Origin of the sequence: Natronorubrum bangense, from assembly GCF_004799645.1 — an archaeon.
GTDB classification, from domain to species: Archaea; Halobacteriota; Halobacteria; order Halobacteriales; family Natrialbaceae; genus Natronorubrum; species Natronorubrum bangense.
Map to the genome: position 1 here is coordinate 359,468 of NZ_CP031305.1, position 14,996 is coordinate 374,463.

A 14,996-nucleotide genomic window follows, 5' to 3' on the forward strand; every position below is an offset into this window, starting at 1 on the left:
GCAGCTCGTCTCAGTCCGCACCAACAGGTGTCGTCCCGTCGCGCTGGCCGGCCGGGAACCACGCGAGTTCGTGGTCGGCCGTGACGCGGACGGTAACACGCTCATCGAGATCGATCTGGTCGGAGTGGTTGTGCATACACTCGATGGTTTCACCGGTGTCGAGTTCAACACGGTAGAGGACGGTCGGGCCGAGATACCGGCGGTAGACCACGCTGCCGTTGGCTTCCGACTCCTCGGCCGGGAAGGCCGTCACGTCATCGGGGCGGACAAGCAGGTCGATGTTGGTGCCGTCGTACTGGTGGGCAAGGCCGTGGACGTCATCCCGAAGCACGCGACCGAGTGCGGTGTCGACGCTGTCGCCGCGGACCGCTCCCGAGAGAAAGCTGGCGTGGCCGAGAAAGCCAGCGACGAACCGAGATTCGGGCTGCTGAAAGACCTGCTGTGGCGTGTCGATCTGTTCGATTGCGCCGTCGTTCATCACGGCAACACGGTCGGAGATCGAGAGCGCTTCTTCTTGATCGTGAGTGACCGAGATGGCAGTGACACCTGCCTCCTTGATAATCCGACGAACTTCCTCGCGCATCTCGACGCGTAGATCCACGTCCAGATTCGAGAACGGTTCGTCGAGCAACAGCATCTCGGGTTCGGGGGCAAGCGAGCGAGCGAGGGCGATTCGCTGTTGTTGCCCGCCGGAGAGCTCCTCCGGATAGGCCTCGCCCTGTGTCTCGAGCCCGACGAGTTTGAGGAGTTCGTCAACGCGTGCGTCGCGTTCGGTTTCGGCCCACTCTTGGAGCCCAAAGGCAACGTTCTCGCGGGCGGTCAGATGTGGAAACAGCGCGAACTCCTGGAAGACGACGCCGACGCCGCGGTCCTCCGGTGGCACGAATCGACAGTTACCGGCGACGTCGGTGTCTCGAAGGCGGATCTGGCCGCTGTTCGGTTTCTCGAGGCCGGCGATCAGCCGGAGCGTCGTCGTTTTGCCACAGCCGGACGGGCCAAGCAACGTGAGGATCTCACCGTCGCGAACGGTCACAGAGAGGTCTGGGATGACTTCTTCGGTACCGTACTGTTTGCCGACGTTCTCGAGTTCGAGCACGACGTCATCCGCCGACACCGTCGGTGTCTCCGGTTGTTCTCCAGCCGTCGTTGTGAGCAGTTGTCCGTTCGCCATTGATCGCCCCTCCGGCATCTGCCGGCGTTCGTTCTTTTAGGTGCGCCTAAAACACTTATATCTGCCGGTCAGATCCAGTCGGTTAAAAAGACTGCTCGCCGATCAGAGTTCGACGCCGCTCGGGATCAAACTGTGTTGGCGAAGCAGATCTCCCTCGTCGTCGTAGACGAGAAACGTTTGTTTGTCGTAGCTGACAAACGGATCGCCATCGAGACTGATTTCGACCTCATAGCGTCCCTCGGCTTCGATTTCGTCCTCACCGTAGCCACGTGCGGCCTGGATAAACGTCAGGACATCGTCGGCATCCTCATTGAGTTCGAGAATGAACTCGCCGGTGACCCGGTTCGTAACGCTGACGACACCCGCGGTACCGTCGCCCAGTGGGCCCTGTAATCGGAGTGCAACATCGGTTTCCGCTGCCTCGAGAACGTCTCCGTCGGGGCCGGTAAGGCGCTCGCGAAGCATCGTCGCCGGGCCAGTAAAGTCAATCGATACCGAGGGTTTGCTCGGCTCACCGTTGGTCTCGACCCAGTCGACATTGTTGACATCTAACGTGAAGTGCTCGCGCCTCATTCCGTATCTACCGATTCGCACTCACACCGTATCAACGTAACGCACAGCGAACCGTCACGTCGCGGTGGCCACGTGATCAGTACATCCCAACGGCTCCCGTTTCAACCCACCGTCGTGTGAGTGCAGTGCCCCTTCTCGATCACGAGCGTGCCCGTCGTCTGCTGGCGTTGCGAACGCTTTTTGCGCGCTCCCCAACGAGGACGGACAATGGCCGAGGAGCAAACGCGAGCCGACACCTCGCGACGAGCCGCCGTTCGTGACACCTACGACCGGATTGCCACCCACTTCGCCGCCACCAGAGAGTACGCCTGGCCCGAAGTCGAGACGTTCGTCGAGACGCATGCCGACGGCCTCGAAACTGACTCGGACACTCCGCTTACCGGACTCGATCTTGGCTGTGGCAACTGTCGCCACGCCGAACTGTTGGCCCCTCACTGCGAACCAGTCGTCGGTCTCGACGCCAGCCGCGGACTCCTCGAGACCGGGCGTGAACGCGCCTGTGAGCGCGAGTTCGAGGTCGCGCTCTGTCAGGGCGACGCCGCAAGACTGCCGCTGGCTACCGATAGCGTCGACATCGCCGTCTACGTCGCGACGCTCCATCACCTGCCGACCCAGCGAGCACGACGGGATAGTCTCGACGAACTCGCACGCGTTCTCGCTCCAGATGGCCGCGCACTCCTCAGCGTGTGGTCGACCGCCCACGACAAATTCGACGAAACGGAAGGATTCGACACGACTGTCGAGTGGACGCTGCCGGGTGGCGAGATCGTTGACCGGTTCTACCATATCTACAGCCCCGAGGAGTTCGACACGGCGCTCGAGGCGAGCGCACTCGAAGTGCTCGAGTGGGAGGTCTCGAGTGGTAACTGCTATGCGACCGTGGCGGGAGCGGCCGACTCGAGCCCGCGAGCGGAGTGATAGAGTCAGGTATGGTCGGAAGTGGGGGCCAGGAATGGCCGACTCGAGCGGGTTGATCGAAAACGGAAGCATCTTAAACACGGAACCAGAATTGGGAGATAGGCGCGGATGGTCTAGTGGTAGGACCTGAGCCTTCCAAGCTCATGGCCCGGGTTCAAATCCCGGTCCGCGCACTTCTGCTGCGAACAAACTCGTGAGCCGCAGGTATCGTATGAGGGTATTGAAGTAGGGAAGTCGCAGCGCGTGAGCAAAGCGAACGCGACCGTCTTCACGTAGTTCAAATCCCGGTCCGCGCACTTCTGCTGCGAGCAAATCCGCGAGCAGCAGCAGTCGCATGAGTGCACTTCTACAGCGAGCAGGTTTGCGAGCTGCAGGCGTTGTCCGTGCGTCTCAGAGTCACCGACGCGATCCCCGTCTCAGTCTTCCGGACGCACTGTCAAGACGGGTATCGACGATCTTCGGACGACTCGTTCCGCAACACTCCCAATAATGGCGTGTTCGAGCCCACTTCTCCCGTGGGTTCCCATAATGATGACATCGATATCGTGGTCTTCACTGTAGGCGAGCACCTCTTCTGGTGGGTTTCCCTTCCGAACTTCCGTACTCACATCGACTCCTTCCTCGTTACACCGCTGTTCGACAGCCTCGACTGCGCGTTCTGCCTCGGCTTCTGGATCGTGGCGAAGCCGGTCGCGTGTGACGACGTACGGGACGACCGACAGTGCGTGCACTGTTGCGCCGAACTCGTCCGCGATCGCGATTCCATTGTCGATCGCCTGCGCTACGTTTTCGCTCCCGTCGGTCGGGATGAGAATGTGTTCATACATTGATGTAATTCAGCCAACGAATACGTCTATAAGCCTTCTGCTTGCATGTCTCTGGGTGTCGGTTGGAACCGCTGTGCTACAGCAGCCGCTGAACGTCAGTAGCTACGATAGATACTGGTAGTCGGGCTGTCGATTCGAGTTACCGGCCAGTCACGAACGATGAACGGGACGTCGTTCCAGACCGGATGACACTCGAGGATCGGGGCGAACTGGATGACCCCTCGCCTATATGTCCCACATTGTGGACAGGATGAACCAGAGCAGCAATGGTCGAGCATATTTTGGTCCCGACGGATGGCAGTGACAACAGCTATCACGCACTCGAGCAGGCAATCGAGATCGCAACCCCACTCGAGGCAGCCGTTCACGTGTTGGCAGTCGTTCCAGAGATGACCAGGGGGGCCAAACTCCGCGAGGAGTGGGCCGACCGTGTCGACGAGGCAGTTGAGACGGGGCGAGAACGGGTGGAACAGGCAGGTCTTGCGTTCACGGGCGCCACTCGAGAGGGGCCTGTCGCCCAGCAGATCGTCGAGTACGCCGACGACAACGAGATCGATATGATCGTCATGGGCACCCACGGCCGAACTGGTCTCCACAGGTTTCTGGTCGGCAGCGTCGCACAACGAACGATCCAGACGGCCCCAATCCCGGTGTTGACGGTCCCACCCGAGGAGTAACGCGCTGGGACCGAACGACGGGCGCTTCGATCCGATTCAGCCGCCTGACAGCGTTCGAGTGGCTGACGGACACCCATCTCGAGTTTCGGCTACTCGGGGAGTTCGCTGTCGGACACCGACTCGAGGACCGTCGTTTCGGAACGGCCGACGCCGCGGATGGCCACCCCGGTCACAGGTCACATCGCTGAACTCAACACACCGTTTGAATGAGCATTCTGTCGGGTGGCAACACGACTATGGTATTTAGTACCAAACTCAACAGTATGAGCGTCGAGTCATCAGCGTCGACACCGAACTACAAGCAGCTTTCGGACGACGAGTTCGAGCAGCGCAGTACCGACCTGTGGGAGCGATACGCCGACTGCGACCTGTGTGCCTACGAGTGTCATGTTGATCGAACGGCCGGTCAGGAGGGGACCTGCCAGGTCGACGACACCGCGTACGTCTCGGGGTACTTCCCGCATTTCGGCGAAGAGGACTGTCTCAAAGGGCACAACGGAAGCGGGACGATCTTTCTGGCAAACTGTAACATGAAGTGTGTCTTCTGCCAGAACTTCGAAACCAGCCACGAGGCGGCGGGTGAGCCGGCAACACCGGCCGAAATCGCGGAGATGGCCCTCGAACTCGAGGCGAACGGCTGTCACAACATCAACTTCGTTTCGCCGACCCACCACGCGCCGCATCTGGTCGAAGCCGTCAAGCTCGCCGACGAGCGCGGCCTCGACGTGCCGATCGTCTGGAACTGCGGCGGCTACGAGCGACCAGCAATCCTCGAGCGACTCGATGGTATCGTCGACGTCTACATGCCCGATGTGAAGTGGGCGGACGATCAGGCGGCGGCGAAATACTCGAAAGCGCCGAACTACTGGTCCAACATTAGGAGGTCGCTCCGGGAAATGCACCGGCAGGTCGGCGACCTCCGCCTCGATGACACCGGGCTGGCGACAGGCGGCGTGCTCGTTCGACACCTCGTCATGCCGAACCACGTCGACAGCGCCAAACGGGTGCTTGAGTTCATTGCAACGGACTTGTCCGCAGACACCTTCGTCAACGTGATGGCACAGTACCAGCCCCACTACAAGGCCGTCGATGAGGAGTATTACGAGGCGATCAGCCGTCCGATCACCGAAGCCGAGTACGACGCCGTGGTCGAACACGCCCGTGATGTTGGACTCGAGCGACTCTCTCTCGATCGGTCGATGCTTGCGGACCGACCGGGATTACAGGGATTGTTCTGAGGCTGTCGGCCGGACCGGAGACGACGACCGCGCGAACGCACAGCTGTTCGGCGATGAAAGACGAGGTGTTATGGGTCCGGCGGTGGCGAAACCGACGTTGAGCAGGTGGGCTCGTCACTCGCCAACCGCCCGCAGCGCCCGCTCGAGTCGGGCGACGAGCTGTGTCTCGTCGGTCCACAGCCCATCGAAGCCGCTATCGGCGCGCTCTCGAGCGATGAGACCGCTGGTCCGAAGCGGATCGCCGTCGCCGTCGAAGGCGAGCACCCAGAACGAGCTGATCTCGTCGTCGCCGTTGGTGTGGATCGTTACGCCGGGGATCGACGGCCGGTTCCAGTCGTCGGCAATGTAGACGTGGATATCGAGTGCCGTCTCCGCAGCGAGGCGGGCGTAGACCGGTGCCATCGCCTCGAGGGCAGTCGCATGTTGGAATCCGACCCGGAGCGTCCCGCTACCAACGTTCCAGGCTCGGGTCTCGATCTCACGGCTGACCGCGAGTAGCTGTCGTCGCTCGAGGGAGCGCCACACCGTCGATTCGAAGACATCGATCAAGCGGCGATAGGCGGCGTCGTCGAACGCATCGGTCCACGGCTCATAGATCGGTGGCTCGAGAAACTCGCGGGCGGATTCGAGGCTGACGGCTGCGACGAACGTCTCGTCCTCGTGGATATTAAAAAAGCTCTGGCTGGCTGCTGTTTCGTCCGGAAGCGAGCGGTGGTCGATGGCGTCGACACCAGTCTGGAACCAGTCGACGATGTCGGGCTGTGGCTGTGGTGCATAGATGGTGACCGTTCGTGTGGGCGGTTCGAGTCGAGTGAAGCAGGTAGTGAGTGTCATTGGATGTGGGCCTCGAGCCCGAACGAGCGACCGACCGCGGCGTGAGTGATCATGAACTGGTTTCCATCGCACAGGCCCGTGTTATCAACGTCCGAATCGGCTCTGGGCACGGCGCCAGCGAAACAGTACCGGCACGTTCGTCGTAACACACGACACCCGTCTCGACCAGCATCGGAACGTGTGTGTGGAGGAGGCTCAGATAACACTGCTCTCGACACTGTGATTCGACGATCCGGCCATCCGTTGTGTAAATCCAGCCGGCAACGACGTCGGCTAGCTCCGACACTGCTGCCGTCTCGTGTTCGAGCAGAAAATAACACGCAAACCGGCGGGATTGGTTTCGAAGCACCAGAAACCCATCGTCGACGACGTCCCGTCTCGACGCCGACCCGTTCGACGAGCGGTGTTCGGGGTCCATGTCCTGGGTAGACAGCGAGAGTATGTCAATCGCCCCCTTACATTTGCCATCGGTGATATGTGGAGACGACACCTGCCGACCCCGGAACCCGAGTCGATGAGCGATATCAGTCTTCGAGTGGCTGCCCGGACGGTTGCTCGCTGAGATCGGCGGTCGTGGCGAAGATGACTCCGAGGACGATCCCGAACAGGAGGTGTCCGACCAGACTCTCGATAGCGGCTATCGGGAATCCACCAGCGGTACCGCCGATCGTCGCAGCCCAGACTGGCAAGACGAGCACGGGAAGGAGTGCCCAGATCGCAAGGCCGAACACGAAGCCAGCACCGACGAGTCGGAGCGTCATACCGGTCTGTGAGAGTATGTCCGTCTCGACGTCTGTCCGGAGAATGCCGAGGATGGGGTCGCGAGTTACCAGCCATCCGAACACGAGTCCGAGGACGATCCCGTGGGCGATATGAACACCCCAGCCAGCGATTCCAACCGGCTCGAGCCCGTAAATTTCGGGGATGGCGACGGCGACGACGGCGGGATCGAACAGCCACATCAAGAGGCCGAACGCGGCGGCCCCGACTGCGCCACCGGCTGTGCCACCGACGAACCAGCCGCTGGTGCCGCTAATACCGAACGTAGACGCATCGTCAGTCTCGGTGCTCATATCTCCGGCTACGATCAACGGTCTCAAAAGCGTTGGACTGGCACGCACAACCACCGCGTCGATGGTCGAGCACAGCCTACTCTGGTGACAACTGCCACGGATTGTTGTCACTATTTACCGTCGATCGCCAGAAACGGGGCCAGCGATCGGCGGTAATTGAATACAACAGTCCGTCTGACACGACTTTCACGCCGCTGTTCAGCGATCGATCGAAATATTCAGTAGCGACTATAGGTGCTGACCGGCAACTACCGGCGTGGAGTACGATCTGCTTGGCTGGCCGCCCGATGGCCCGAAACTACGCCTCGATTACAAACGGTTCAGCTACGCCGGCAAGTTCGTCATGACGAACACCGGGAAAGCCGTCGCTCGAGACGACGGCACGATCGTTGCCGCCGTCGCGTTCAACGAGGATCGCACCGACGCGGGAACGCTGTGGCTGCGTTACGTCACCGTCGACCACGAGCGCCGTGGCGAGGGCATCGGCCCGGCGCTACTGCGCCACGTTCGTGATCGCGCCGTAGAGCGCGGCTACGATCGGCTTCGAATCGCCGTCAACAACCCGTTTGCCTACGAGGCGCTGTATCGGGCCGGCTTCGGCTACACGGGGGAGACGACAGGCATCGCCGAACTGGTGCTCGAGTATCCGACTGCTGCTATCGAGAATCCTCGAGAACGCTATCAGGCCGGCCTCGAGCAGTTTCGCGAGCGCGATCTCTCCGAGGATGAAGACGGGTTTCTCGAGTCGCGACGCGACAGCGAGCCGCCTGAATCCGAGTCTTAACAGGCACTCAAGCATCGAAAGGGAACGCTCAGCGACAAGGACAGGTGAAGCAATCAACGCTACAGCAACCAAAATCTCCGTTAACTTTTGCAGGCTAAGTCCCCGTCCTCAAGGAGCAACGCAGCGAACACTGTGAGCGAGTAGCGCAGTAGGGCGGGGATACAGCCGTACGCTATTCCGATACAACCACAGAAACGCAACACAGCATAATACTTTTAGTTTTGGTTACCCAATATAGGAACGAACCCAATGGAATACGACCTCGACACAGGAGCGCACTCCGTGTACTCCCTGCACTACCACCTTGTTCTCGTCGTGAAATACCGACAGAACGTGTTCACAGCGGAACGAACGGAGTTCCTTCACGAGGTCGCCAACGGGTTTGCAGACAACTACGGCGTCGAAATCAAAAATCTCGAAGCCGACGAAGACCACGTCCACATCGTTTTCAAGGCTGAACCCACCACAGACCTCGCCAAGTTCGTCAACGTCCTCAAAGGAGCATCAGCCCGACGCATCCGCAACGAGTACGAAGACGAACTGGACGACAAACTGTGGGGTGACCAATTCTGGTCGAACTCGTACTGTCTCATCAGTACGGGACAGGTCTCGCTGGATGTACTGAAAGAATACGTCGAGAACCAACGCTCGGCAGGTGATGACGAATGATGCTGGATGCAGAGAAGACTATCGTTGCCAAGATACGCACCGACGAGCTAACTCAGACGAAGCAAGAGGCACTCGACTACGAGTTCAGCGAGTTCCAAGCCTACATCCGAGGCGATGACGACGCCGACCTGTACTCCGCCACGAAGCAAGCTGCCGATGCGTACATCGACACAGAGAACCTGCGAGACGACCACGAGTACCCATGGTTCATCCGCAATGACGTGTTCGATGTTGAGCAGCACGACACCAAGTTAGCGGACTGGTGGATGAAGATTCCAGTTTCGCAGGTGTACGGCGGAGTCAACGTTCCAATCAATCCGCACGAATCGATTCCTGACGACGCTAAAGTGAAAGACTCGAAAATTGTCAAGGAAGATGGCGAGTACTACGCTCACCTCTCGATAAAACAGAACGTCGAGTTGAAGGATGAGTATGATGGTGTTCTCGCTGTGGATTTAGGCTCTCGATGGGTTGCAGTGTCGGTGGCACTGCCCTCTCGGGACACCACGTTCTACGGCGAAGAGATTCGGCAACTACGCCGACACCATCAGGAACTCCGCACTCGACTCCAAGAGAAGGGAGCATACGAGACGCTCGTGTCCGCAAAGGATAGCGAGTGGCGTGCGATTGATGACCGACTCCACAAGATTAGCCGACAGATTGTTGAGGACGCTAAGGGGCGGAATGCTCTCATCGTCATCGGGAATCTCGAAGGTATTCAGAATCAGGATATGGGGTCGGAGATGAACCGTCGGTTGCACTCGATGCCTCACTACACGCTAACTCAGTACATCAAGTACAAGGCACGATTCGCTGGAATTGGCGTGAAGATTGTAGACGAGTACAATACCAGTCAGACGTGCTGGCGGTGTGGTGAGAAAGAGAATACGGAGCGAGTCGGTCAGGGTCGGCATCTTTGCGATGAGTGTGGATTGGACGATAACGCTGACAAGAACGGTGCGACGAATATTGGAAAGAAAGGACTGGGTAAGGACATTCAGAGCCCGCTATCCAGTCTCGGGGGCGTGTATGAACCGTCCCTTGAACTGGGCGACGATGACGAGACCGCTGCACAGGTTCGTGTACGTCTCAGAGTTGACTCAGAAACCCCATCCTCAACAAGCGAGTCCGCAGGACGAGCGAAGTAGGGTGGGGTAGTTCATTTATTAGTTCTGATCACGGTTTAGTCGTGGTCGGGCCTGCGTAAATAGAGGCCTCGCAGCTACCGATAGCCCGATAAAAAGGAGGAAGAATGTGGCTACCAGCCATGAGACCGGTAGTCCGAGGAGGAATAATGCAGAAGTTCCCATGAGTGCCAGCACAATAACTATCATAAGGACTAGATGGCCATCTCCGAAAGCACCGGTGTTATTTGAATCAGCACACATATTATGCCCTACATTCTATTTATGCAAATAACTTATCGTGTTCAACCCTGTACTGGAAAATCCTGGTTCGTACTAGTTATCATTTACTCCGTGCAGCATTTGCACGCGTAATGAACGTCTGTGCGCGTCACGGCAACTCAAGCACGGACACCCGTTGGCGCGAAGCCAATAGTTCAAATCCCAGTCGGCCCAAACGTCGCCAATGGGAAACGCTGCACTACGCGATATCGCCGTCATCGAAGAGATTCCGTTCGACGACGTCGAGGGTGTCGTCGCGGTTGACGCACACAACTGGCTCTATCGCTATCTGACGACGACGGTCAAGTGGACGAACAGCGACAAATACACCACCGCGGACGGCACCGAGGTCGCCAACCTCATCGGCATCGTCCAGGGCCTTCCGAAGTTCTTCGAACACGATATCACGCCCGTGATGGTCTTCGACGGTGGCCCGTCTGATCTGAAAGCCGACGAGATCGAGTCCCGTCGCGAGCAACGCGAGAGCTACGAGGACCAACTCGAGGTCGCCCGCGAGGAAGGCGACACAGTGGCGATCGCTCAACTCGAGTCCCGCACGCAGCGACTGACGCCGACGATCCAAGAAACGAGCCGCGAGCTGCTCGAGTTGCTCGACGTCCCGATCGTCGAAGCGCCAGCAGAAGGGGAAGCACAGGCTGCTCACATGGCCCGACGCGGCGACGCCGACTACGTCGGCTCGGAGGACTACGACGCCCTGCTCTTTGGCGCACCGCTGACCCTGCGCCAGCTCACGAGCAAGGGCAACCCCGAACTGATGGATCTCGAGGCCACCCTCGAGCACCACGACCTCACCCTGGAGCAACTCATCGATGCGGCGATTCTCATCGGAACCGACTTCAACGACGGTGTGCACGGGATCGGCCCGAAGACGGCGATTTCCGAGATCACCGAACACGGCGACCTCTGGAGCGTCCTCGAGGCCCGCGGCGACAGTGTCGAGTACGGCGACCGCGTGCGACAGCTGTTCCGTGATCCGAACGTGACCGACGACTACGAGTTCGAGACGACGTTGGATCCGGATCTCGAGGCGGCAAAGGCATATGTCACCGACGAGTGGGGCGTCGACGCCGGCGAGGTCGAACGCGGCTTCGAACGGATCGAGGAGAGCGTGACACAGGCAGGATTGGATCGCTGGACCTAAATTTGCTGCTCGCTGCTCGAGTCGCGAGCGGCGTTTCGACTCGCTGTCCAAACAGCAGTCCACAGCCGATCGCACGACGGCTGCGTTGGAGATCTGAACGGATCCTAGAACAGGTGGTCGTCCAGCAGGCGGGCGGGGCCGCCGACGTCCCAGATGGTCGTCGAGACGCCGCAGTCGGCGATTTCTTCTTCGACGCGCTCGGCGTACTCCTCGGTTGTATTGACGTAGACGGTGGCACCGGTGTCGGTCGAGAAGTAGACCGGAATGTCCGCTTCCTCACGGAGCTGGCGCACGCGGTTGAAGATCGCCAGCGTCTCTGGCTGCCAGTAGAGCCAGCCCGAGGGGCCGGTCATCGTGGTTGCGGCGAGCGACAGCGAGTCGTGTTCGGCGAGTTCGAACGCGGCCTCGAAGTCGTTGTTTCGCAGCGCATCCCGCATCTCGGCGATCTGGCCGTGGATGTGGGCGTTACGCGCCTGGAACATGTGGCTGTCGGCAGCCTCGTTGTGGGCGTCCTCGGTCTCTTTGTGGTAGGGGACGAGGCCGACGACGATCTTGAGGTCCTCGTGGAGATCGGTCGGAATGCGACGGGAGCGACAGTCCTCGTCGTTCATCCCCGTGTGCAGTTGCGAGAACGCGCCGGTGACGGCTCGAGCGGCCGACGCCGAGCCGACGCGAGCGATCGTCGAGATCTCCTGTTTCGACGCATCGAGCTCTGCGGCTTCGGCGAGTGCCATCGCGGCGGCCGCGAAGCCGGATGACGACGAGCCAAGCCCGACGTTCGAGGGGAAGCTGTTCTCGCTCTCGAGGCGAACCGGGTAGACGGTGTGGGCGGCGTCGGATTTCGACCGTGCCTTTTCGACGACGGCTTCGACCCGCTCGTGGGCCCGGCCGTCGAGTTCCTCGCCGTCGACGACGAACGTGTCCTCGTCGTAGTCCATCGAGAACTCGACGGTTGTCCGCGTGTGGCTCGGGGCCGTACAGAGGCTGATGCTGTCGTGGTACGGCAGTCGTTTGATGTCGTCTCGCATCCCGTGATACTTCACCAGCCCCTGAATCGGGTGGGCCATGGCGGTGGCTTTCATATCCGGATAGGCGGATGACGGCCGCTTAAAGCTCACGGCATCCGGGTGAGAACAGAAAAAGTGGGGTTTCCAAAGGAAAGAGACGTCTCTGCGACGGTTTTCAGACCGTGCGTGGCGTGCCGGCGTGGGGAGCCACACCGATCTCTGAGCGCTGGTGGGGCGTGCAGGTCGTTACTCGAGGCGACCCGAAAGCACCTTCGCGGCGGTGAGAATCGGATCCCAAACGGGGCTAAACGGCGGCGCGTAGGCGAGATCGAGGTTCTGTAGCTCAGTGACGGTCAGGCCCGACGTGACAGCCGTTGCGACGGTGTCGATCCGTTTCGTCCCCTCGGGGCCGACGAGACCGGCTCCGAGGACGCGGTTGCTCTCCCGGTCAGCGACGAGCGTGACGGTGAGCTCGGTCGCGCCGGGGTAGTAGTGCGGTCGCGTCTCGGTGTCGATCGTGACGGAGACGGGATCGAATCCAGCCTCGCGTGCGCGCTCGTCGTCGATGACACCGGTTCGGGCAGCACCTAGCTCGAAGGCTTTGACGATCGCCGTGCCGGCGGTGCCGCCAGTCTCCGTGGGCTCACCCGAAACAGTCGAGCCGATCGCTCGACCGGCTCGGTTCGCTGTCAGCGCAAGTGGGACGTGGTCGGGCTCGCCAGTGACGACGTTTTCTACCTCGGCGCAGTCGCCCGCGGCGTAGACGTTCTCGTAGTTCGTGCGGCCGTACTCGTCGGTCGCGATCGCACCCGTTTCCCCGATCTCGATACCAGCCTCCTCAGCGAGTTCGACGTTCGGCGCGACGCCGACGCCGACGATGACCAGATCCGCCGACACCGAGTCGTCTTCGACTTCGACTGCCTCGACGTGGTCGCTGCCAGCGAAGCCCTGGACGGCGGTCTCGAGGTGGAGATCGACGCCCTGTTCGCGGAGGTGTTCCTCGACGACCTGTGCCGTCTCTTCGCCGAAGGGTTGGAGCGTCTGTGGCAGCATCTCGAAAATCGAAACGTCGACGCCGCGTTCGTCGAGCGCTTCGGCCATCTCGACGCCGACGTAGCCGCCGCCGACGATTGCGGCGGTTGCTGGCTCGTGGTCCGAGACGTAGTCTTCGATGGCGTCAGCCTGGTCCATGCTCCGGAGAGTGAACACGCCCTCGAGGTCGATCCCATCGAAGGGTGGGACGATGGCGCGTGCGCCTGTGCCGATCAGCAGGTCGCCGTAGGACTGCTCGAAGCGCTCGCCGTCGGCCTCGACGGTGACGGTTTTCGCCTCGGGGTCGATCGCGACGACCTCGTGGCCGGTCCGCAGGTCGACGTCACGTTGCTCGCGGAACTCCTCGGGCGTGACTGAGACGAGGTCCTCGAGGTTCTCGACGTCGCCTTTGATGTAGTAGGGCATTCCACAGCCCGCATACGAGACCCACTCGCCTTTTTCGAAGACGAGTACGTCCCGGTCCGGGGCCTCGCGTTTGGCCTTGCTTGCGGCACTCATCCCGGCTGCGTCCCCGCCGACGATGACGAACGGATCTGTCATGACTGGCGATACGCTCGCACCATAGTAAAGTATTTCCCAAAGTGCACAATACTAAGAAGTCGTCGAAAGCGTTGATCACCAGCGACTGTGCTTGGTGGACACGCGTGACTGCGTCGGATATCACGTGACTGCGCCGTGGTCGAAGCTGGACAGTCGAGAACTGTCTGTGGATGCTTCCAGCTACGTTCTATGTGCACACGTCTCAAGAATTATCCGTAATCGGATTACTCGAGGTCGACGCGCCCGCTCGCGTAGACCGTAATCTCGTGGCCACGGTACTGAAACGAGACTCGGCCGCGCCGAGTCGTCGGTCCGGATATCGTCGGTTCGAAGAGTCGATCCAGCGCGTTCGTATCGACAACGTCGTACAGCGGTGGTTCGAGGCTGGCAGGATCGATGTTGTCTGCGTCCGCGACGGCCTCGATGACACGCAGACTTGGACTTGCGTTCGCCTCCGGCGATTCGTGTTCGAGCATATGAATTAGACCAGCAACTGGACGTCCGATTCGGCCATGTGCTGGATCGCAGTTGCTGCGCCGACACCTGTCGTCACGCCGTCGTAGAAGTCGTTTTCGTCGTACTCCATCAGCTCGATGGTCATCTGGCAGGCCTGCAGATCGACGCCCTGATCGAGCGAGAGATCGATCAGCTCCTCGATGGTCGCGGTGCCGTTCTCGTCGATTTTCTTCTGCATCATCTTCGTCGCCATCGAGTCCATGCCGGGCAACGCGGCGAGTGCGTTCGGCATCGGCATGTTCGGATTGCCGACGGCGGAGAGTTTGAGATCCTTCGATTTCTCCTCGTGGAGGATGTCGAGTCCCCAGAACGTGTGGAAGACAACGACTTCCCAGCCGAAGGCAGCCGCCGTGCTCGCGAGGATCAGTGGCGGGTACGCCATATCGAAACTCCCCTGGGTCGCGATGATCGTCATCTTCTGCTGGTCGTCGCCGTCATCCAGCTCGGCCAGTGACGCCTCGAGTTCGTCGACGCGCTCGCGCAGCGCCTGCACCTCGGCGGCGTCGATGGTGCCGTCGGCCGACGGCGTGGTGTTATCCGTACTCATC

The 14,996-nt window shown here is 60.4% G+C and carries 17 protein-coding genes and 1 tRNA gene; 8 read left to right on the forward strand and 10 right to left on the reverse strand.

Annotation, left to right across the window (positions count from 1 at the left end; genetic code table 11):
• Positions 1-10: 10 nt before the first annotated feature.
• Together DV706_RS01795 and DV706_RS01800 are read right to left on the reverse strand one after the other, a co-directional pair.
• Positions 11-1,171 (reverse strand): ABC transporter ATP-binding protein, encoded by a 1,161-nt coding sequence (locus DV706_RS01795; RefSeq protein ID WP_006068031.1) that lies wholly within the window; start codon positions 1,169-1,171, stop codon positions 11-13.
• 102 nt (positions 1,172-1,273) lie between these two features.
• Positions 1,274-1,744 carry a DUF5793 family protein gene (locus tag DV706_RS01800; protein WP_006068032.1) on the reverse strand — a complete coding sequence of 157 codons (471 nt, stop codon included), beginning with the start codon at positions 1,742-1,744 and terminating at the stop codon, positions 1,274-1,276.
• A gap of 207 nt (positions 1,745-1,951) precedes the next feature.
• Between DV706_RS01800 and DV706_RS01805 the strand changes: the two genes are divergently transcribed.
• Positions 1,952-2,662, forward strand: coding sequence for a class I SAM-dependent methyltransferase (locus tag DV706_RS01805; RefSeq protein ID WP_006068033.1), 711 nt, complete (start codon positions 1,952-1,954; stop codon positions 2,660-2,662).
• A 102-nt stretch (positions 2,663-2,764) separates the two neighbouring features.
• A tRNA-Gly gene (locus tag DV706_RS01810) sits at positions 2,765-2,835 on the forward strand.
• 243 nt (positions 2,836-3,078) lie between these two features.
• On the opposite strand, the gene DV706_RS01815 is transcribed toward DV706_RS01810, so the two are convergent.
• Positions 3,079-3,489 (reverse strand): universal stress protein, encoded by a 411-nt coding sequence (locus DV706_RS01815; protein ID WP_006068034.1) that lies wholly within the window; start codon positions 3,487-3,489, stop codon positions 3,079-3,081.
• A 266-nt stretch (positions 3,490-3,755) separates the two neighbouring features.
• Between DV706_RS01815 and DV706_RS01820 the strand changes: the two genes are divergently transcribed.
• Entirely contained in the window at positions 3,756-4,166 is a 411-nt protein-coding gene (locus tag DV706_RS01820; protein ID WP_006068035.1) for a universal stress protein, read from the forward strand.
• Between the two features lie 263 nt (positions 4,167-4,429).
• Positions 4,430-5,404, forward strand: a complete 975-nt coding sequence (locus tag DV706_RS01825; RefSeq protein WP_006068036.1) for a radical SAM protein — start codon at positions 4,430-4,432, stop codon at positions 5,402-5,404.
• Positions 5,405-5,518: 114 nt separating this feature from the next.
• Here the strand turns inward: DV706_RS01825 and DV706_RS01830 are convergent, their stop codons facing one another.
• The 3 genes from DV706_RS01830 to DV706_RS01840 are packed head-to-tail and all read right to left on the reverse strand — an operon-like array spanning position 5,519 to position 7,311.
• Positions 5,519-6,238: a DICT sensory domain-containing protein gene (locus DV706_RS01830; RefSeq protein ID WP_006068037.1), complete on the reverse strand. Its 720-nt coding sequence runs from the start codon at positions 6,236-6,238 to the stop codon at positions 5,519-5,521.
• Between the two features lie 49 nt (positions 6,239-6,287).
• The gene (locus DV706_RS01835) at positions 6,288-6,728 is read right to left on the reverse strand and encodes a DUF7344 domain-containing protein (protein WP_240756799.1); all 441 of its coding nucleotides are present in this window, start codon (positions 6,726-6,728) and stop codon (positions 6,288-6,290) included.
• A 34-nt stretch (positions 6,729-6,762) separates the two neighbouring features.
• Positions 6,763-7,311 carry a hypothetical protein gene (locus tag DV706_RS01840; protein WP_136350767.1) on the reverse strand — a complete coding sequence of 183 codons (549 nt, stop codon included), beginning with the start codon at positions 7,309-7,311 and terminating at the stop codon, positions 6,763-6,765.
• A 256-nt stretch (positions 7,312-7,567) separates the two neighbouring features.
• Between DV706_RS01840 and DV706_RS01845 the strand changes: the two genes are divergently transcribed.
• From DV706_RS01845 to fen, 4 genes are all read left to right on the forward strand, one after another.
• On the forward strand, positions 7,568-8,095 hold the full coding sequence (locus tag DV706_RS01845) for a GNAT family N-acetyltransferase (protein WP_006068040.1): 528 nt from the start codon (positions 7,568-7,570) through the stop codon (positions 8,093-8,095).
• Between the two features lie 249 nt (positions 8,096-8,344).
• Positions 8,345-8,764 carry an IS200/IS605 family transposase gene (tnpA, locus tag DV706_RS01850; protein WP_006068041.1) on the forward strand — a complete coding sequence of 140 codons (420 nt, stop codon included), beginning with the start codon at positions 8,345-8,347 and terminating at the stop codon, positions 8,762-8,764.
• Entirely contained in the window at positions 8,764-9,912 is a 1,149-nt protein-coding gene (locus DV706_RS01855) for an RNA-guided endonuclease InsQ/TnpB family protein (RefSeq protein WP_240756801.1), read from the forward strand. Before tnpA ends, DV706_RS01855 begins: the two co-directional genes overlap by 1 nt.
• A 442-nt stretch (positions 9,913-10,354) precedes the next feature.
• Positions 10,355-11,332 carry a flap endonuclease-1 gene (fen, locus tag DV706_RS01865; protein WP_006068043.1) on the forward strand — a complete coding sequence of 326 codons (978 nt, stop codon included), beginning with the start codon at positions 10,355-10,357 and terminating at the stop codon, positions 11,330-11,332.
• A gap of 104 nt (positions 11,333-11,436) precedes the next feature.
• Here the strand turns inward: fen and mvaD are convergent, their stop codons facing one another.
• The 4 genes from mvaD to DV706_RS01885 all read right to left on the reverse strand — a co-directional run bounded on the left by mvaD (position 11,437) and on the right by DV706_RS01885 (position 14,995).
• Entirely contained in the window at positions 11,437-12,414 is a 978-nt protein-coding gene (gene mvaD / locus DV706_RS01870; RefSeq protein WP_006068044.1) for a phosphomevalonate decarboxylase MvaD, read from the reverse strand.
• A gap of 171 nt (positions 12,415-12,585) precedes the next feature.
• Positions 12,586-13,932: an FAD-dependent oxidoreductase gene (locus DV706_RS01875; protein WP_006068045.1), complete on the reverse strand. Its 1,347-nt coding sequence runs from the start codon at positions 13,930-13,932 to the stop codon at positions 12,586-12,588.
• Between the two features lie 224 nt (positions 13,933-14,156).
• A complete protein-coding gene (locus DV706_RS01880; RefSeq protein ID WP_006068046.1) occupies positions 14,157-14,408 on the reverse strand; it encodes a HalOD1 output domain-containing protein in 252 nt (83 codons plus the stop codon).
• Positions 14,409-14,413: 5 nt separating this feature from the next.
• Positions 14,414-14,995: a DsrE/DsrF/DrsH-like family protein gene (locus DV706_RS01885; protein ID WP_006068047.1), complete on the reverse strand. Its 582-nt coding sequence runs from the start codon at positions 14,993-14,995 to the stop codon at positions 14,414-14,416.
• Between the last annotated feature and the right edge of the window lies 1 nt (position 14,996).

Excerpts from the sequence above, each read along its gene's own strand:
- DV706_RS01805 (WP_006068033.1), top strand. The coding sequence starts at position 1,952 with ATGGCCGAGGAGCAAACGCGAGCCGACACCTCGCGACGAGCCGCCGTT.
- mvaD (WP_006068044.1), bottom strand. The coding sequence starts at position 12,414 with ATGAAAGCCACCGCCATGGCCCACCCGATTCAGGGGCTGGTGAAGTAT.
- DV706_RS01840 (WP_136350767.1), bottom strand. The coding sequence starts at position 7,311 with ATGAGCACCGAGACTGACGATGCGTCTACGTTCGGTATTAGCGGCACC.
- DV706_RS01825 (WP_006068036.1), top strand. The coding sequence starts at position 4,430 with ATGAGCGTCGAGTCATCAGCGTCGACACCGAACTACAAGCAGCTTTCG.
- DV706_RS01800 (WP_006068032.1), bottom strand. The coding sequence starts at position 1,744 with ATGAGGCGCGAGCACTTCACGTTAGATGTCAACAATGTCGACTGGGTC.
- DV706_RS01855 (WP_240756801.1), top strand. The coding sequence starts at position 8,764 with ATGCTGGATGCAGAGAAGACTATCGTTGCCAAGATACGCACCGACGAG.
- DV706_RS01830 (WP_006068037.1), bottom strand. The coding sequence starts at position 6,238 with ATGACACTCACTACCTGCTTCACTCGACTCGAACCGCCCACACGAACG.
- fen (WP_006068043.1), top strand. The coding sequence starts at position 10,355 with ATGGGAAACGCTGCACTACGCGATATCGCCGTCATCGAAGAGATTCCG.
- DV706_RS01820 (WP_006068035.1), top strand. The coding sequence starts at position 3,756 with ATGGTCGAGCATATTTTGGTCCCGACGGATGGCAGTGACAACAGCTAT.
- tnpA (WP_006068041.1), top strand. The coding sequence starts at position 8,345 with ATGGAATACGACCTCGACACAGGAGCGCACTCCGTGTACTCCCTGCAC.
- DV706_RS01815 (WP_006068034.1), bottom strand. The coding sequence starts at position 3,489 with ATGTATGAACACATTCTCATCCCGACCGACGGGAGCGAAAACGTAGCG.
- DV706_RS01880 (WP_006068046.1), bottom strand. The coding sequence starts at position 14,408 with ATGCTCGAACACGAATCGCCGGAGGCGAACGCAAGTCCAAGTCTGCGT.
- DV706_RS01795 (WP_006068031.1), bottom strand. The coding sequence starts at position 1,171 with ATGGCGAACGGACAACTGCTCACAACGACGGCTGGAGAACAACCGGAG.
- DV706_RS01875 (WP_006068045.1), bottom strand. The coding sequence starts at position 13,932 with ATGACAGATCCGTTCGTCATCGTCGGCGGGGACGCAGCCGGGATGAGT.
- DV706_RS01885 (WP_006068047.1), bottom strand. The coding sequence starts at position 14,995 with ATGAGTACGGATAACACCACGCCGTCGGCCGACGGCACCATCGACGCC.